The 17922-nt window shown below is 53.8% G+C and carries 12 protein-coding genes; 4 read left to right on the top strand and 8 right to left on the bottom strand.

All coding sequences use genetic code 11. The annotated features are described in order from the left end of the window. Window positions 1–80: 80 nt before the first annotated feature. A complete protein-coding gene (locus ACR0LN_RS22110; RefSeq protein WP_480432764.1) occupies window positions 81–1619 on the top strand; it encodes a type IV secretory system conjugative DNA transfer family protein in 1539 nt (512 codons plus the stop codon). Window positions 1620–2239: 620 nt separating this feature from the next. Here ACR0LN_RS22110 and ACR0LN_RS22105 read toward each other — a convergent pair. Next, window positions 2240–3025, bottom strand: coding sequence for a hypothetical protein (locus tag ACR0LN_RS22105; protein WP_170592131.1), 786 nt, complete (start codon window positions 3023–3025; stop codon window positions 2240–2242). Window positions 3026–3072: 47 nt separating this feature from the next. Further along, window positions 3073–4746, bottom strand: coding sequence for a sulfatase-like hydrolase/transferase (locus ACR0LN_RS22100; RefSeq protein ID WP_170567569.1), 1674 nt, complete (start codon window positions 4744–4746; stop codon window positions 3073–3075). Window positions 4747–5022: 276 nt separating this feature from the next. Between ACR0LN_RS22100 and ACR0LN_RS22095 the strand changes: the two genes are divergently transcribed. Then, a complete protein-coding gene (locus tag ACR0LN_RS22095) occupies window positions 5023–5979 on the top strand; it encodes a helix-turn-helix domain-containing protein (protein WP_170483685.1) in 957 nt (318 codons plus the stop codon). A 391-nt stretch (window positions 5980–6370) separates the two neighbouring features. Here the strand turns inward: ACR0LN_RS22095 and ACR0LN_RS22090 are convergent, their stop codons facing one another. The 4 genes from ACR0LN_RS22090 to ACR0LN_RS22075 form a co-directional block, all read right to left on the bottom strand. Further along, on the bottom strand, window positions 6371–8131 hold the full coding sequence (locus ACR0LN_RS22090; RefSeq protein WP_170556818.1) for an adenylate/guanylate cyclase domain-containing protein: 1761 nt from the start codon (window positions 8129–8131) through the stop codon (window positions 6371–6373). Between the two features lie 190 nt (window positions 8132–8321). Beyond that, the gene (locus tag ACR0LN_RS22085) at window positions 8322–8780 is read right to left on the bottom strand and encodes a hypothetical protein (protein WP_170337121.1); all 459 of its coding nucleotides are present in this window, start codon (window positions 8778–8780) and stop codon (window positions 8322–8324) included. Between the two features lie 400 nt (window positions 8781–9180). Continuing rightward, window positions 9181–10248: a hypothetical protein gene (locus ACR0LN_RS22080; RefSeq protein WP_480432762.1), complete on the bottom strand. Its 1068-nt coding sequence runs from the start codon at window positions 10246–10248 to the stop codon at window positions 9181–9183. A 44-nt stretch (window positions 10249–10292) separates the two neighbouring features. After that, window positions 10293–12017, bottom strand: a complete 1725-nt coding sequence (locus ACR0LN_RS22075; protein ID WP_170465026.1) for an amidohydrolase — start codon at window positions 12015–12017, stop codon at window positions 10293–10295. A 324-nt stretch (window positions 12018–12341) separates the two neighbouring features. Here ACR0LN_RS22075 and ACR0LN_RS22070 point away from each other — a divergent pair, with 324 nt between their 5' ends. After that, complete coding sequence (locus ACR0LN_RS22070) at window positions 12342–13301, top strand: helix-turn-helix domain-containing protein (RefSeq protein WP_170557551.1); 960 nt, start codon at window positions 12342–12344, stop codon at window positions 13299–13301. A gap of 193 nt (window positions 13302–13494) precedes the next feature. Then, window positions 13495–15192, top strand: a complete 1698-nt coding sequence (locus tag ACR0LN_RS22065) for an adenylate/guanylate cyclase domain-containing protein (RefSeq protein WP_170465022.1) — start codon at window positions 13495–13497, stop codon at window positions 15190–15192. Between the two features lie 439 nt (window positions 15193–15631). Here the strand turns inward: ACR0LN_RS22065 and ACR0LN_RS22060 are convergent, their stop codons facing one another. Continuing rightward, the gene (locus tag ACR0LN_RS22060; RefSeq protein ID WP_170649836.1) at window positions 15632–16477 is read right to left on the bottom strand and encodes a crotonase/enoyl-CoA hydratase family protein; all 846 of its coding nucleotides are present in this window, start codon (window positions 16475–16477) and stop codon (window positions 15632–15634) included. Between the two features lie 2 nt (window positions 16478–16479). Beyond that, on the bottom strand, window positions 16480–17913 hold the full coding sequence (locus ACR0LN_RS22055; RefSeq protein ID WP_170649837.1) for an aldehyde dehydrogenase family protein: 1434 nt from the start codon (window positions 17911–17913) through the stop codon (window positions 16480–16482). Window positions 17914–17922 lie beyond the last annotated feature (9 nt).

Below are 17922 nucleotides of genomic sequence, written 5' to 3'. Positions count from 1 at the left end.
TGCTTGTAGCTGATCGACGATGAATTCATCGATGTCACCTATGTCCAAATCCAAGCATGAGCAACCGAACGACGGTTAACGTGACAACACCTGAAATCGTGTTTGCCAAATTTGGTGAGCCAAAGGACAAGAACGCGATCTACTATAAGCCCGGCCCCGGTGTCCAAAAGCCACACGCGATGTTCATTGCCCCGTCAGGTTCGGGCAAAACCAGCGGCTTTGTGATCCCGAACGTCCTGCGTTTCAATGGTTCTTGCGTCGTCCTGGACATCAAGGGCGAGATTTTCCAGACCACGGGTGCGCGTCGGGCAGCAATGGGCGATGAGGTTTTTGTGTTCGATCCCGAGAACCCCGACAAAAGCCACAGCTACAACCCTCTGCGCCGCGCAGCACGTGCCGACAATCTGGACCGGCGGTGGGAAGAAGTGATTCAGGTTGCAACCCAGATGTTCGACACGCCCAGCTCGTCCGCACAGGGCTTTATGGGTGGCGTCGAAGGCATGTTTTGCGCAATGGCGATGTTGGCGACCAAAAGAAAGCGGCCATACATTTCCGAAGTCCTACGCCTGGTCAAAACGACCAAGCAAAAGGACTATGAGAAAATGGCTGAAGAAGTTGGATATGCGCGAGCTGCAGATGAGTTCCTGAATCTTGCAGCCGAAGAATCCAAAATCTTGCGGTCAACGATTTCGGTTATGTTGAACTCCGGCCTTCAGCTCTGGCGCAACCCGTCTGTGGCAAGAGCCACGCAGGGCAATGACATCAGCTTTGAAGATCTGCGTCGGCGCCCCACCTCGATCTACTTTTCTGTGCCAGGGAAGAAGGTCAAAGAGTTCCGGACGCTCATTCGCCTGTTCTTCCTCGATCTGGTGAACACCATCGAAACCGTTGAGCCGGGCGAAGATGAGCCGTTCAAGGTTCTGATCCTGCTCGATGAGTTTCAGCGCCTCGGCCACCTTGACCGTGTCGTTGAAGCCTATGACACCATGCGATCGTTCGGCGGCCGGCTCGTGGTGATTTCGCAAACGCTGTCGCGCCTGCAGGGCATCTATGGGCATGAAGGCGTTCGGGCGATGCTGGCAAACGCTGGCACGCAAATGTTTGCGGCGTCTGAAGATTCAGAGGTACGCGAACATGTGTCCAGGTCCATCGGTGACAAAACAGTAATGAGCAAGTCGAAGTCTCGGGCGCTCGGCAAAATGGAAATGGGCAGCATATCAGAGCGAGAAGAAGGCATTCGTCTGCTGCGTCCGGAACATGTAGGCCGACTGCCAGAAAATGAGGTTGTGCTGATCCGTGAAGGCAAGATGCCAGTGATTGCAAACAAGATCCGATACTTCGAAGATCCGTATTTCATGCAGTTCCTTGGGGGTGATGTACCGAAAATTAAAGGCACACATCGGGATCTCGCTGACGAACAGGCCAAGGACACAGCGAAGGCTCTGGCTGAGGCGAAACCGGCCCCTGCCCCGAAGAGAGAGGTTTCGGAAAAAGATCAGGAACTTCAGGCGGCATTTGATGCACAGCGCACGGTCGCAAAGCGGAAAAGCCGGTCAGCGAAAGATATGGCGATGGAGAAAATGAGAGCCAAACGGCCAGAAGGTAGTGCCTCCGCTTGACGGGGGTGCTGTTTCAGCAATCCGCGTGTGAAAACACGGTGATCAGCCACGCAATTTTGAACTGCACAAGAAAGGCCACCTCAAATTAGCTCCTTGCAGTTCATGGCTCGGTTTCCCAGGTTATTCAGACGCTCGTCTCGACGGCCTTAAATACCTGATGGGGTCTAAATCGGATTGCAGCCGTTCGTGCAGATCGCGGCGAAGAGGGGAAAAGAGCCTATTTTGACCGATGCTGCGCGATGTCCTAATGACAGCAATGCGCAGAAAGCGAACTTTGCAAAGTCTTGGGTACAGATCGTAATAGAAGTCTATTTTCTCAGAACTCTGGGCCTAAGCATCGCTGGCTGGGGATTAGAAGCGCGAACGACGGATTCAGTTTCAAGGTTCAAATCCATCTCAGCGGATCGCCCAGAGACTGTTGATCTTCCCCGAGTTCAGAGCGGAGTGAACAGATAGAATGATGCGGCGTGACGCCAATTTATTTCCTACCGACCCGGTGCGGGCAGGGATTGGCTCAAGGCAGTTCCAGGAAGGGTCAAGATAGACGCAGAAAACAATTGGCTGAACAGAGTTCTGGCCTGTGACATAGATGATCTTCGCCGAGGTTGGGTGTGGGTGAACTAGTAGTTGAAACGCAAACCTAAGCCGGCACCTTTATCGTAGGGGCGGTCGGAACCTATACCGATGAGGAAATCAGCATAAATTGCGATGCCAGGACTGAGGTTCTTGCCAATCTGGAACTCAGCGGTCGCTGGCCAAGCATCGTTCTCCCAGTCATATGGTGCTTTGATATCAGCCTTGGCCCAGTACCCATCGCCAAACGGTTGTAGCGCAATCAACCGCATCGCGGTTTGGTTTATGTCCGTCGGGCCATTGTATGAAGCAAAATGCTGGAGCAGTGGGATCAGCGTCAGCCCTGATTTTGTGTTTGCAAAGGCGAACCCGCCAAAAGGCGCAATTTGATCGGACCCGGTTCCGATCCCTTTTTCCGGGTCGCCAAAGTCCAGTATCCACTCCAGGCCAATGGCCGACTTGATGGCCCACGTTTCGTTGAGCGGTCTCTGAGAAGGGAAATAGATCGCTTTGAGGCTCAATTTCTCAAAGTCAGTGAACCGAGTTCCAGTCACATCCGTTGAGTTGTAGTGCAACTCATATTTCAGTTTCAGATCAGGCCGCAGCATGTATGCGCCATCTATAAAGGCGTCCTGCTTGTCAGCACCGTTGCCCAAATCAAAATACTGATACCGGATGTCCGTGTTATTGACTGCGGCCAAAGGGTTTGAAGCGTTTTCATCGGCGATTGCTGGGGCCGCAACAATGCCAGTCGCCAATGCAAGGACAAGCGCTTGGATTTTCATATTGTTTCCAGAATTTTTGTTGTGGATGCCAAGCCCCACATCAAGCATATCATTATCTGATGCGGGGCTTGCATTACTCTTATCAGCTTCACCTTTTAGTCGGGCTGAATGTCCCGCTTGGCGACAAAGGCATCCACCGCTGCGACGGTTTCAGGACGAAGGTTCACGATACCTTCATAGGGACGTCCAGTCGCGGCCGGTTGATCGGGGTACATTTCCTTGAATTTCAGGTGGCGGGCAATGATGCGGTTAAACTCATGTCCAGCCCATGCTCCGATCTCGGTCGATACGCTCTGTTCTTCGCGGGGGTCGCGGAACAGGTTGTAGAACTTGGCCACGATAGCATTTTCACCTTTGGCCGGAACTTTGAGTTTGATGTGTTCCTTTACCACCTCTTTCAGCGAATTGATCGAGTAGATCAGTACATGATCCCTGCGCCCATGCGTATCGCCAATAAACATCAGAGACGTCTGATCGACACCGTCAATGATCCGGTCGCGGGGGATGGCATTCATCGCTCCGCCTATACGCGCAATTGACGTGAACAAATCAGAGATATGAATAATGTCAGACACAATCGAGTCTCCCTCGATCAAGCCGGGCAGGCGGGCGAACGCATCCACCCGAACACCTCCTTCAGACGTATCGGCCTTGCCGCCGCGGAAGACCAGCGGCGAAAACCCACTGCCGGGGGCATATTTGGTGAAGTGACCGTTGTCGCCCATCAAAACGATTAGGGTATTGTCCCTGAGCCCCAGCGCATCGACTTCGTTCAGAATGACCCCTATCCATTCATCCAGCTCTTCCATGCTTTCAACGAATGTACCGCCGTTGGGTGTCGTGAACGCCTCTCTCGTCGTGCGCGTTGTCGACAGAGGGACAAGCGGCCAGTATTGCAGGAAGAACGGTTCATCCCGTTCTGCTAGCAGGCGCAACTGTTCCATCGCCTGTGCCTGATAGCGGATGTTCATTTCATTATATTTGTCCTGGGTCCATTTCTCACCCGGTTCCATATGGACTTCGCGGACCTCCCCGCCAATAACAGCTTCAAGGCCGGTAATCATGTGTCCCGGATCAGGGCGAAACCAATCATCCAGCGTGTATTTGGAGTTGTAGTTGTCTTCCCCTATGGCCATGGTGATTTCTTCCTTGGCTGCATCTTCGTTGAAGATGGCCAACTGGCCCTGCTGATGGATGGGGAACGCGGCGTAGTCAAAGCCCTGATAAGTAGGCCAGGATTCCTGAATGTCGCCCATGTGCCATTTGCCAACATGCGAGGTGTTGTAGCCTACGGATTTCAGAACTTCGGCAATTGTGACTTCTTCATCGGCAAGGCCAAAACCTGAAATATCGACGGCGGTATCGCCCATCCCATTGCGATACGGCTGGCGACCCGTCATGAAGGCGACCCGCGACGGTGTGCAGGACGGCTCGGTATACATGCGCGCAAACCGCATGCTTTCCTCTGCGAGCGCGTTGATATTGGGCGTCGAATACCCGCGTATCGCGTTCATCTCGGGCATACCCATGTCGCCAAAACCCATATCGTCAATAAGGATGTAGAAGATGTTTGGAGGGTTCCCTCCGTTTTTCTCACGAAAATCGGCCAGCAGTTGGTCAACCTGTGCGTCGTTCTCGACCCAAACGGCTTCGTTTTGCTGCTTCAGCACATAGTATTCCGCATCATGCACGATATTGCTGTCCTGAGCTGCCGCCGTGATAGCGGAGCCGGCAAAGACCAGCGCGGAGAGGAACAGTTTTGATTTCATGAGATACCCCTGTTTCATGATTTACTTGTTTTCAGACCTTCAAGGATCAGGTGATGGCAAAAGGTTGAAAGGGAGAGTTCGCTGTCTTCAGCCTGTGAGCGCAACAACTCTTTTTCGCTTTTGGTTAGCAGCGTTACGACGCGTTCGGTGCGCGCAGTATCGTCAGGCAACGATGGGCGTCCGAACCTCTTCCCTCTCGATTTGTCTGCTTTGTCTTGCAATTTTCCAAGCCTACATATTCGAATAACATTTCATGAAAACTACCTGCGGGGCGGAATGGACGACATCAAAAAACGATCAGCCCCCAAAAAAACCTGCGCCCCAAACACACTTTTTTTGCAGGACCCTTCGCAATTCCGCGAGCTGTCCCAATGGGATGTCGAGCTACGCCAAATTGAAGAGGGAACTATGAACTCTTCGGTATCCGTTTGGGCAGGTCTTGACCTTCAAATGATCGATTTGTCGTTTGATAAGGCTGTGTACCAAACCGGTGTTTCTCGCTCTGACATTCTAGCGTTTGGCTTACCAGACAAAGGGAGTGTACGGACTTGGCTTAACGGCTCACCCTCAGACACCGCTCTGATGAATTTTGGTAGCGGAGACCCTTTTGAAGGCGTGAGCAATTCAACGCTCACAGGCCTGACCTTTGCCATCGACATCCGAAGGGCTCAACGGATCGCCGACGATTGCGGTCTTGATATCAGCACCGCGCGAAATGACGCTTTAAGATCTTTCGTTAGCGACGCTGGCAAGCTTCATTCCTTAGTCAAAAACAAAGCGCGCTTTCTAATTGGATCAGCGGCCGGACCAAGCTCTGATAGTGAAGAGAGTGATATGATCTTAGAGCTTCTGGAAATGCTGGTGGTAGGCGAAAAATGGAGTGATCGGCGAAACAGTAAAAATAGAACCCGTTTAGCACAACAAGCCGTTGAGTTCATGCGGGCCCATTTGATGGATAACGTGTCAATCGGTGAAGTATGTGCAGATATTCAGGTATCCGCATGCACTCTTCGTCGCGCGTTTCAGGAAACATATGGGGTGAGCCCCAAGCAGTTTTATCTAAGAGCCCGTCTCGGTGCTGTGCGCCATGAACTGGTATCCTGCTCGCCAGAGGAGAGTATATCGGACATCGCAAACGCTTACGGATTTTGGCACATGGGTCAGTTCGCGCGAGACTACAGAGCACTCTTTGGACAACTGCCGACACAAACGTTGTCCGGCAAAATGAACTGAAACAGAGCTTGGCAACAGTCTTTGGCGCAAAGTTTGTGTTAAGCAATTGTAGTTGTGTAGCCACTGTCAGAGTTCAGTGGCTAGCGACGCTGAGACCTTGGCAGTACGCGGCCTAACTTGTCCGCAACACGAGAATTGCAAAGTCGGATTTTGAAGGTCCGCTTCGGGCTGAGACCAGTCATCAGAAAGCGATGAGTCTACGGCAACTTTGTCCGCATCTCGGAAGTCATCATGCTTGGATTGGAAGGTCCGCTTTGGGCTGGAAACAGTCGTCGCCGATTGAAGCAATGAGCGATTGCTTAGAACCTTTCGAGGACATTGCGCTAAAATTGGATTGGCCCTTGGCACGATTTGTCTGCGATAGTTTCGAGCTTTGGCATCCTGACCAACTCTACGGCTTAACACCAGCTTTCTTCAAGCCTTCGACCAAAAGCGCATTGTGTTCGGGTAGACGGAAGAGGATCAAAGCTCCGGAGACAATGCTGTCTAGGAACGCTGGGGCGAAATCCGCCAGCGCCTGCTCATGTGGCAGGCCTGCTTCGGCGCGCCCGAGGTGGGCGGCACTGGCGATCATAAGAGCCCGGCGGATCGGCGCACGCGGCGTCATCTGAATGGCGTGCTCACCCCAACGCATTGCGTCTTCAAAATCAGCGTCGGCGAAGGCAGCTTGGGCGAGCGCCAGATAGGCGTCTCCTACCCAGAGGTCAGTGTCGCGTGGGGAAAGCTGGAGGGCAAGGTGGGCATGTTCGCGCGCCTGTGTGGTTCGGCCGACCAAAGATTCATGCCAGGCCATGAAGAAGATGTTCCGGGCAAAGTTCGGGTTCAGTGTGAAGCCCAAACTGAAGTCGGCGTTGGCCCCGTCAAAATCTCCACGGAAATGACGAACCATACCGCGAACGCATAAGGCGCGCGGGTCGAGTTGACCACCAAGAAACAGAGGTTCAACGCTTTTATCAGCTAGGCCCAGGTTTTCGGTGGGGTCCTCATCGAACTGGTATAGATAACGCATCAGGTAGGCAAACGCTTTGATCCAATGGGCCTGGACGTTGCGCGGGTCGAGATCAATGGCGCGATCAGAGACCGATATGACCTCATCGAACTTATCCTGAGAGTAGAAGCCTCCCGCGTAGAAGATCGCCATTGCACGTAGCGAGAGGTCGTAGGAGTTGAAGTCGATATCTCGAGCCACAGACGCGCGATCTATTTCGGCAATGGATATCTGGGGGGCGATGGCGCCGACCACGCTGCGTGTAATCTCATCCTGTAACGCGAAGATGTCGTCTAGCGTGCGGTCGTAGCGCTCGGCCCAAACATGGGCTCCATTTGTGCAGTCGATGAGTTGGGCAGTAATGCGTACGCGGTTTTGGGCTCGACGGAGGCTACCCTCTAGCATGTAGCGAACACCGAGTTCTCGAGCGATATCTATATGGGTGACGGGGCGACCCCTGAACGAAAATGAGGAGTTGCGGGCGATGACGAAAAGCTCGGGAAAGCGCGAGAGCTCTGTGATGATGTCTTCGGAAACGCCGTCACAGAAGTATTCCTGTTCTGGATCATTGGACATGTTCTGGAAGGGCAAGACAGCGATGGAGGGTTTGTCAGTGGGTTGAGATTGGTTTTGCGTGGAATCTGATTTGCCCTCCATCGCCAATTTGTAGGCGCGAACTGGCTCGGAGATGTTTTTGAGCGCTACTTCGCCAAGGTCTATGATGTCGTGTTCGATTTTGCCTCGAACCTGCCGGCATGCGTCGTCAGACAGTATGACACCGCCTGGGTCAGCGATGCCTTCGAGTCTTGCGGCAAGATTAACACCCTCGCCATAAATGTCGCCCTCGTCCAAGATTACGTCTCCAATGTGCAACCCTATTCGGAAGCTGATCCGGCTTTCGGTGGGGCTCTCGGCTTCGGCGGCGTGCAGCGCCTTCTGGAGCGTCGCTGCGGCCTCAACGGCAGAAACGACCGAGCTAAAAAGTGCAAACAGGCCATCACCGGTAAGCTTGATAATCTCACCTCCGGCACTTTCGATACTTGGATTGATGATGTCCCGTCGTAGGTCTTTGAGACGAGCAAGTGTTCCCGCCTCGTTAGCCGCCATAAGCCGTGAGTAGCCGACCATATCGGCGGCAAGTATGGCGGCAAGTCGGCGTGTCATGCGCATTTCCCAATAGCAACCTTTTTTCGAATCTATCAAGTTCGGCAGTAGTGTGCCAACTTTCGAGAATGTCCGCTTCGGGCTGCCACCGGTCATTAATGTGAAAAGTAACGAAAGGCGACAACAAGCCCAATGCGGGCTTTGCCAACCTTTCAAATCAGCATCATCCCCGACCATTTCAGTTCGAGTTTCAATCCCTAGCGGGCAAGGCAACCTCGCCTTCCCAGTCAGAAATACGGTGCGGTAGCGCCAGGAATTTTGACGCCACACGTGTTTTGGTCGTTCCACTTCCAGTCATCCCCGAATATTTGCCGGTGGAGGAAACAATCCGCCAGTTGTTGACGCCGAAGGCAACAACCTCCCATCTCATGGTGAACGTGTCCTCTTCTTCACCATAAACACAGACGCCACCGCCGCTGACACCGCTGGGTCCGCCGAAACCCGAGCCCACGCACCGGACAAAACCAGGATCGATTGGTCCCTCGTCAACGGTATAAGTCCCATAGTTGTCCTCTTTCCAGAACACGTCCTCGCCCGCGGAAATTTGCTCTTGGTTGACGACATAGAAGTTCGTTGCCGACACTTTCTCTGCAGCAGTCAGACAATGAGGCGCAAAGAGAACTGCGGGGATAAGCATTGAACGCAACATGTTGTTTCCTTCGACAGTGGGGCAAAACCAGCATGATAGAGACTACGAAATTTATTGCTAGGAAAGGAACGCATAGCCGGACCTGAAAAGTCAGCTTCGTCCCGCATCTCAGAGATTGCAAAGCTTAGTGATGAAGGTCCGCTTTGGGCTGCGATCAGCCAATCATGCTTGCTGCGGAGAACGGCAATGCGAGCGGCAATACTGACTTCATCAAAACTCTCCTCTTGGAATGGGCTGTATGCAGGTCATCTTATGAAAGCAGTGGTTATTGGCACAGGTGTTGGTTTGTTGCAGAAAATCAGAAGATGTAACGGAACGTGCAACACTATTCCGTTTACCAATCCTCAGTAGCCGACGTGGTGGTTGTACGCTCCAAGCAGAATTTCTGCGCGCGAATTTCTTATTGTATCTTCAAGGCCCGTGCTTCACCCGCCAGAGACACGTATTCGCGCACCGTAATGATATCTTCTGGCGAGGTTAAGTGCCCAGCCTTTAGGAGGTCGGCAAGCAGCTTGGCTTGGCTCCATTCTTCACGGCCTCCGAATTGACGAGCAACAACCGGGGCAATCGATGGTTCATTCTGCAACACCGTCGCAACAGCGCCTCGAATAACATTTTGCGTTTCTTCATCCCCGGAAAGACTGTGAATTGCGAATGCCTCAACAATCAGTTCCCGGTTTTCAAGCGGAAGTGTCACATCTGCCAAGTAACGCATCGACAAATCAGTAGCGGCGCTTGGCCCACCATGCTCGACAAAAGCGGTAGCGAAGGCACCGAAGGCAGGACCAGGCCTTGCTGAATAGACTTTAAGCCCTGCTTGCAACGGCCGTTGGACGTTACTGTCTTTAGAAAGACCAAGTAGAAGAACCTGTATCGGTAAGAGTGTCGGGCCAGAGACAGCATACAATCCAGAGGTGATCGCTTCCGCTGGTATGCTCAATCCTAGATTTTTCAACGTCCCATATTCCACGCGGTCAAGTTGACGGAGCGCCAACTGGTGAATGCGAATGTCGGTGTGGCCCAACAAAGCGCCAAAAAAAACTAACCGGTCATTCTCATCCCCTCCACGCCAGTCCTCTATTCGAGCGATGATTTGATCAAAGACTGTGATCAATTCTCCGTCGACAAGTGCAAGTCTTGTCCAAGCACCGTACTTCTCTCGCCCGAAAATTGCGTAAGCGTCCGGATTTTTTCCAAGCCTCTGAATTGCGGTTGCGTCCACGCGCTGAGGGATATCAATATCTTCGGGCGTTGCGCCAATTGCTGCAATCGGATCATACCGCAACGGATCATTTGGATCTTCGATAACAGGAACTGCCAGTGCAATTTCCTGACTGCGTAGTAACTTGTCCACCACCGTGTCTTGCGGGATGTAATTATGAAATGCACAGGCGTACACAGTCGTAGCGGCCATGACGACGGACAATACTGCGCCTGATAGGGCCGCAATAAACATACGTTTTATCATCTTGACCTCCCAAGAATGATTTTGTTTGTCATGAGGCGATTCAATCACGCCGCGTTGGTCTCTTTGCCTTCCAGCCAGGTTCCACTTACTTCGATGTTTTCTATTTGCATTGGGTCAACAGAAGTCGGGTCGTCTTCAAGAACCGTGAGATCAGCGTATTTCCCAACTTCCAAACTCCCCGCAATGTCATCCATATGCAGTTGCCAGGCCGCATGCGTCGTAACACCTTTAAGTGCTTCTTCTACTGGAATACGCTGGTCGGGCGCGAAGACTTCCCCACCGTCTGCCATGACTCTGGTCACCATGTCTTGGACGCAACGCAGAGGACCTAACGGCGATACCGAGTAATCGCTGTGCATTGAAAACGGGATGCCTTTTTCAACGGCTGTGGCGGCGGCATCGTAGTACTCGACCCTTTCTGGACCAAGTAGATTATCTCGGAACGCCTTGCCCCACCATCGAATATGGCCGGACAGGTAAGTTGGCGAAACACCGAGTTCCTTCATCTTGTCGTACTGCTCAGGATGGCCGACGCTGCAATGTTCAATCCGGTGCCGATGATCGTCGCGCGGGTTCTCCGCCAATACCTGCTCGTACACGCGTAGTACTAGATCTATAGCCGCATCCCCGTTGCCATGAACGGCAAGAGAAAAACCATCCCCATGTGCCCGTTTGACCACCTCGTATAGTTGGTCTTCCGTGTAGTTGAGTGCTCCACGGCTGTCCGTGCCAAGGTAGGGCTCGCGCAAGTAAGAGCTGTAGGCCTGCGTCGCGCCATCTGACCACGCCTTCATCTTGGCAACGCGCATCTTGTCGTCGCCGTAGCCCATACCGATTCCGTTTTCGGCCCATTCGTCCATCAGGGTTGAAACTAGAAAGGCGCGCGTCCGCACCGGCGCGCGATCCTTGATGCGTTCAAATAATCTGAGGTCTTCTATGCCTTTGTTTTGACCGACGCTTGGATCACCAAAGGTGGTAATTCCGACCTTGGCACCCGAGTTGAAAAACCGGAGTGTTCGCGCCTCCATATCCTCATCGGTCAGTTGTTGGGCAGCGTTCAGAAACGGGCCAAAAGTCGGGAGCTCTTCCAAGCGACCAGTGAGTTCCCCTTTGTCGTTTTTAACGTAGCGAGCCGCAACTGGGTCCGGAGTGTTCTCGTCGATTCCAACGATTTTGAAGGCAAGTGAATTAGCATAAGCTGCATGACCACTTCCTTCCAGCAACAAGAACGGGTTGTTGGGGGCGATGCGGTCCATATCTTCAAGAGTGAACTGTCTTCCGCCGGGGGTCACGACGCCGTCATAATCAGCGGCCAGAAGCCAGTCGCCTTCTTTCAACTTGGCGGCACCTTCGTTCAGTTTTTGCATTACCTCGTCGAAACTGGCTACTTCAGTCGGACTGATAATAATGAAGTCGTCCTTAACCACCGAATATGAATGCGCGTGGCTGTCGATCATGCCAGGCATTAGCGTTCTGCCGTCAAGATCAATGATGCGTGTCGTGCTGGAAGTCAGCGCGTCGATTTCATCTTGGCTACCAACAGCGATGATCCGCCCATCACGGACTGCCAGCGCTTCAGCCTTCGGGTTGGAGGTGTCCATCGTAAGGATACTGCCGCCACTGAAAACCACGTCTGCTGCATCAGATTGGGCAATAGCTGTTCGATAGGGAAGCAAAAGAGCCCCCACAGCAGCAAGCGACCCGGTTTTCAATACATCACGCCTGTCCGGCCGGAAAGCGGATTTGTAAGGAAGCAATGGGGCTTTCATACTATTTCTCCTTATATTTCAATAATATTTCGATGTTCTTGGTGCGCAATCGACCCAATGTGCTTGGAGTTTGAAGTGACGAAGACACCTCTAATCCGCGAGATCGCGGCATTTTTCACCTAACGGATTGCAAAAAATCTGGCTCCGAAATCCTTTGTTCGGCAGCCTCAATCCGCTTCGCTTTCGACAATATTTCGGGAACAGCTTATTTGGTTAGGCGAAATTCTCGCGATGAAATAGTATTCAATTTATCCGGTGTACTAATTTTTTAAGACCGCGCACTAAGATTGGACCTATGGGTTTCACGCATCTTGGAGAGTTCTTATGCAGTTGCGACCGATAAAGAGTTTTGCGCAACACTTCACGAATGCGCCGGTTCGAGAAACAGAACTTGTACAGCTGGGTCCTGGCGACATCAATTTAAAGGACTGTTGGATCTACGGAGAAAACAGTTTTGTAAATACCGCTTCCAGTGAAGCCCGGTCTTCTTGGACAGTGCTCGGAAGGCAGGATTTGATGGCACTAATGTTGCCACTTTCTTGGGACGGGGATTACCGCGTAAATGGTTGGTACTCCGATCCAGGTGATGTCTATCTGCTCGACGGGAAGTACGAATACTGCAACGTGGGTCAGGATCGGAAAGTGCTGTTCATTGCTTTCGAGCGCCGCCGAATGACGAGAGAAGTCGCTTCCTTAAGCAGGCGCACCTACGATGAGCTACCCAAAGGGCACAGCAAGTTTCAAATTGGTCTAGCGGCGGCTGAGAATCTATCAAAGATCGCTGGCCGAGCTTTCCAAAATGCTTCACCTCTTGATCAAGGGGGGCGGCGATTTGGAATAAGTCGCGGAGTAGAAAGCGAATTTTTTGCTCAGATCGCGCAATGGATATTGTCGTTGAACCTACTTTCCGATTGTACACATGTTCTAGACAAGGCAGCTTTCAAGAATGTTAGGTTGGCGCGGGGCGCGATCACACGTATCCCTGCGGACCAACTAACGATCTCAACTCTGTGTCGAGTTGCTGGTGTGGGGCGAAGCCAACTTCACGAGAACTTTGTCGAGATTTTTGGTGAATCGCCTTGGCAATACATATTGAAGCGACGTTTGACTTCTGTCCGAGAGCATCTCCTAGACGTTGTATCAACACCAAGGTCGGTCAAGGACACAGCACTCATGCATGGCTTCTTTTCTGGTGGCCACTTTGCGAAAGAATACCAATCAATGTTCGGAGAGCTACCGTCTGAGACGTTAAAAAAGACACTGACTGAAAAATCTCAACTTTGATTAGATTGGCCTGTAGGTTTGCCGGGACGTTTGGATTGTCCGCAAATCGGAATCTGCATAGCTTGTTTTGATACCCGCTTCGAGCTGCTGGCATCAGCTGACGACAAAGGCAGAGAGCTTCAGGGACTTGCCCCAAGCGACCCTCGTATTCAGGTAGTTGGAGTAGAGGGCCGCTTCATCTATCGTCGAACACATGTCGAACAAGGGGCAACAGTTGCAACGAAGGTTGGCGGCAATTCTAGCCGCGGATGTCGTTGGGTATTCGGCGCTTATGCACCAAGATGAGCAAGCCACAATTCTAATGCTTGATCACCTGGAAAGCGACATCATCACCCCAACGATAGCAGGCCAATCAGGTCGTGTCGTAAAGAGCATGGGCGATGGTTGGCTGGTGCAATTTGACAGCGCCGCGCAAGCTGTAACTGCTGCAATGCAGCTACAAGAGCAGTTGGCTGACCACTCGTTAATGAGCATGCGGATCGGTGTTCATGTGGGTGACATCACAGAAAAAGGTGATGACATCCTAGGTGACGGTGTAAACATTGCCGCACGGCTTGAGAGCATTGCACCAACCGGTGGCATCGCAATTTCTGAACCCGTACACTTGAACCTTGAACACACTCTGGCAGACGCTTTCAAAGCAGTTGGGAAGAAGAAGCTCAAGAACATCCAGCGCAGCCTGGATGTGTGGATTCACGATGGACCGCAACTTGGCGCATCGCAAAGGTCGCATTCTTTCACAGAGACGAGCTTGCCAAAGCTATCCATCCATCCTGTCACGTGCAGCGACCAACGCGCTGAGCTAAAGGAAACGGCCGCAGCTCTCACTTCAGATTTCGGTTCTTATTTTCGAACGATCAACTGGTTAAACGCGGCAATAACCTCCACGGAAGCATCAGAGGGATATGCACTTCGCTGCGTGCTGCGTGGACACGGCGACCGATTGCGTCTGGAAGCCCGATTAAGTGACTCTTCTGGTCCTGAAATCTGGACTCAGAAGTTCGACGGTTCGGTCGAAGCTATCTTTGATTGGCAAGACGAAGTTGTAGAAAAGCTGTTGGATGCGGTTAGTGGGATCTTGATCCAGTCGCTGACCGCAAAGCTCTCCGCTTTGCCTGAAGAAGAACTGACTGCCGAACAGTGCGTTTTGATGGGCATGATCACATGGTCGGAGGCCAGCATCGACAGCTATGAAGAGACGTTGTCGTACCACGCCAGGGCCATCGAAGCCAAACCAACCCTCGCTGCCGCCTATGCCGAAGCTATTTGGACAATGAATGGCGCGAGAACCTATGATCTTCGTCGCGAACTGTCTTCCTACTATGAGAAGTTGCCACGCTGGATCGAGGCCGGGCGACACATGGCGGGGCAAAGCCCAACGCTTGATTTGAGTGTTGCAGTGGCTGACTACAATGTTGGCGGGGACGCGGATCGCCTTTCCGTGGCGCTGGAGCAAATCCGGCAACGAGCGCCGTTAGATGCGCGCCTCCATTTATTCATGGGGTGGGGGTACAACTGGGCCGGGTTTCCAAAAATGGCACTAAGCTGTTTTCAGACAGCGCTTCGATTGGGCCGATATGGAGCCGTTTTCGTGGGTGCTTCCGGAGGTGCCGCGACCTCCTGCATCATGCTTGGTCGAGACCGTGATGCTATCGCCTACGCAGAGGCAGGTTTGCGCTTCTCAAAAAACTATGCCGCACTTCACAGCACGAGGGCCGCTGCTCACGCAATGCTTGGGGAACCTGAAAAAGCGTCTGCGGCGTTGGTGCAAATGCTGCAAATGGAGCCTGGTGAGACGATCTCGAAGTGGCGTAGCAACGTGGACTATGGCGGTTCTGAAGGCGCTGAACGCTACTTTGAGGCGCTTCGCCGGGCAGGATTGCCAGAATAGCGGTGCTGGAACCAAGTTGCGCTGGCAAAACCGGCAGCTTGATCGCGCATCTCGGTAGCTGCAAAGCTCGGATTTGAATGTCCGCTTCGGGCTGCCTGCGGTCATCCACCCTCAATAGGCGAGTGACAGTATTGTCCGCGTTTGGCCTGTTCGCTGACGACGACGCGAATGATAGCATTTCCCGACAGCACGCATTCGTGCATTGAACGGCGAATGGCGGCTGGGAGCCCATACCAGAAGTGTCGATTTTGCGCTTCGCGCGCTCGCAGCGGAAGAACTGCCGCGCATGCATTGGTCAGGGTGCTTCCGCGCGACGAGAAGGGCAGCCATTCGTTCGGAGCGCAGCGGTTTTTCCCTATCCTATACTCGGGTGGCGGGGCTTTGTCGTAATTTGGCACGCCAACGCGAACGGTTGGTTCCAGGTAGTTCGCGGGCTTTGTCAGTCGAAGGGCTTATTGCGGGTCCAGTCAAAAGTCCCGGTGTCCCGTTCCTGCACCGCCTGTTTCCAGCCGACTTGCTCCACGCGGGCTTTGAAGTTCATGCCCTCGGGTGAATGGCGGGTGATGCCGTCAAACACGGTGGCAAGGCGCTGTGTTTGGTTGACCTTTTCCTCTACTGCGGAGTTGATCACCATCTTCTGCATGGCCAGTTGGTTGACGGGAACGGTCGCCATGCGCGTTGCCAGTGCCTCGACCTCATCATCCAGTTGGTCATCAGGCACGGATTTCAGCACCAACCCCATTTCAGCGGCCTCAACCCCGCTGATCTTGTCACCCGTGAACATCATCCGCTTGGCCTTTTCCGGCCCCAGCCTGTGCACCCACATTGCGGTCGTCGGGCAGCCCCAAACGCGGGTGGGCATGTAGCCGATTTGAGCAGTGTCGCCCATGACGGTCAGATCGGCACAGAGCGCGATGTCCGATCCCCCCGCGACGGCAAAGCCGTGAACCTTGCAGATCACCGGCTTCATCGCCCGGAACAGCGACATGAAGGCTTGCGTGTTGGCCCACATGAACTGGAAATCCTGCATCGGGTCCCAGGGCATGTCCTGTACCACCTTGTTGGGACCATTGCCCTCGGCGTAGTGGGCCAGGTCATAGCCTGCGCAAAAGGCCTTTCCTGCGCCAGACAGGACCATCACGTGGATGTCTCGGTCATGGTCGGCCTCTGCCACCGCCGCCGCCAGTTCGCGCGGCAGGTCATCGTCGATGGCATTCATCACCTCAGGTCGGTTCAGGGTGATCCGCCCGATCCGGCCATCTTTCTCGTACAGAATCTTTGCCATACCTAACCCCAATCGCTGACAGCCTTGACCTCCAGAAACTCCTCAAGACCCCAGACACCGCCTTCTCGGCCATTGCCCGACTGCTTCATGCCACCGAAAGGCGACCCGGCAACGCCGAACTTGCCGTTCATCTCGACCATACCAGACCGCAGCTGACGCGCGACCCGGCGTGCGCGGGACTTGTCCGTAGTCTGGACGTAGTTCGTCAGGCCATAGGGCGTATCGTTCGCCAAGGCGAGGGCCTCTTCCTCGCTATCGAAGGGTGTGATGCAAAGAACAGGCCCGAAGATTTCTTCCTTCCAGATCGTCATTTCCGGCGTGACATCAGCAAAGATCGTGGGGCGCACGAAGTGACCCCCGCTCAGCCCGTCGGGGCGGCCAAGACCACCCGCGATCAACGTGGCCTGTTCGTCGATGCCGCGCTTGATCAGGTATTGGATTTTGTTGAGTTGACTTTCAGACACAACCGGCCCGATCTGGCGGCCTTCGATGTCCGCCGGTCCGACCTCCGTTTTCTCGGCTACGGCTCGGGCGGTTTCAACGGCCTGCTCGTAGATCGAGCGCTCCACCAGCATCCGGGTCGGCGCGTTGCAGGACTGACCCGAGTTGTTGAAGCAGTGCCGCACGCCGCGCGCAACGGCCTTTTCATCTGCATCGGCGAAGATGATGTTGGCCCCCTTGCCCCCCAGTTCGAGGCTGACGCGTTTCACGGTGTCTGCCGCGGCCTTGCTGATCGCGACACCAGCTCGGGTTGACCCGGTGAAGCTGACCATGTCCACGTCCGGGTGCGCGGTGAGATGCGCGCCAACACCGGCACCATCACCGTTCACAAGATTGAACACGCCTGGTGGGAAGCCCGCTGCATCGATCATCTCGGCCAGCAGAATGGCACTGAGTGGAGACAGTTCCGAGGGTTTCAGAACCACCGTGCAGCCCGCCGCCAATGCAGGGGCGACCTTCAGCATCACCTGGTTCATCGGCCAGTTCCATGGAGTGATCAAGGCACAGATACCCACCGGCTCGTATAGGATCATGTCGCCGGGAGCGTGATCCCCCAAAGGACGTTCAAAGGCAAAAGCCTTGGCCGCCCGAATGGTGTTCTTAAGATGCCCGGCCCCGGCGCCGACCTGTGCCGTCTTTGCCAGTGCGATAGGTGCACCCATTTCCGTGCTGATGGCCTGCGCCATGTCTTCAGCCCGAGACTTGTAGACTTCCATCAACCGCTCCAGTGCGGCGATCCGTTCCTCGGGGTCTGTTGCCGCCCAGGCCGGAAAGGCTGCCTTGGCTGCGGCGACGGCCGCGTCAGCATCAGCGACGCCACCCAAAGTGATCGTGGCGATCTTCTCTTCCGTGGACGGGTTCTCAACCGCCATTTCGCGCCCGTCGACCGAGGCGACCCATTGGCCGTTGATATAGTGTTTGGATGCGTCCTGCATGGTGGTTCC

The organism is Ruegeria sp. AA6, from assembly GCF_056542865.1.
This window is presented reverse-complemented; position numbering and strand designations above follow the sequence as displayed.

What these genes read in the sequence shown, in the direction of transcription:
- ACR0LN_RS22090 (WP_170556818.1), bottom strand. Translation starts at nt 8,131, where the DNA reads ATGACACGCCGACTTGCCGCCATACTTGCCGCCGATATGGTCGGCTAC.
- ACR0LN_RS22105 (WP_170592131.1), bottom strand. Translation starts at nt 3,025, where the DNA reads ATGCTTGATGTGGGGCTTGGCATCCACAACAAAAATTCTGGAAACAAT.
- ACR0LN_RS22095 (WP_170483685.1), top strand. Translation starts at nt 5,023, where the DNA reads ATGGACGACATCAAAAAACGATCAGCCCCCAAAAAAACCTGCGCCCCA.
- ACR0LN_RS22080 (WP_480432762.1), bottom strand. Translation starts at nt 10,248, where the DNA reads ATGATAAAACGTATGTTTATTGCGGCCCTATCAGGCGCAGTATTGTCC.
- ACR0LN_RS22070 (WP_170557551.1), top strand. Translation starts at nt 12,342, where the DNA reads ATGCAGTTGCGACCGATAAAGAGTTTTGCGCAACACTTCACGAATGCG.
- ACR0LN_RS22075 (WP_170465026.1), bottom strand. Translation starts at nt 12,017, where the DNA reads ATGAAAGCCCCATTGCTTCCTTACAAATCCGCTTTCCGGCCGGACAGG.
- ACR0LN_RS22085 (WP_170337121.1), bottom strand. Translation starts at nt 8,780, where the DNA reads ATGTTGCGTTCAATGCTTATCCCCGCAGTTCTCTTTGCGCCTCATTGT.
- ACR0LN_RS22065 (WP_170465022.1), top strand. Translation starts at nt 13,495, where the DNA reads ATGTCGAACAAGGGGCAACAGTTGCAACGAAGGTTGGCGGCAATTCTA.
- ACR0LN_RS22100 (WP_170567569.1), bottom strand. Translation starts at nt 4,746, where the DNA reads ATGAAATCAAAACTGTTCCTCTCCGCGCTGGTCTTTGCCGGCTCCGCT.
- ACR0LN_RS22055 (WP_170649837.1), bottom strand. Translation starts at nt 17,913, where the DNA reads ATGCAGGACGCATCCAAACACTATATCAACGGCCAATGGGTCGCCTCG.
- ACR0LN_RS22060 (WP_170649836.1), bottom strand. Translation starts at nt 16,477, where the DNA reads ATGGCAAAGATTCTGTACGAGAAAGATGGCCGGATCGGGCGGATCACC.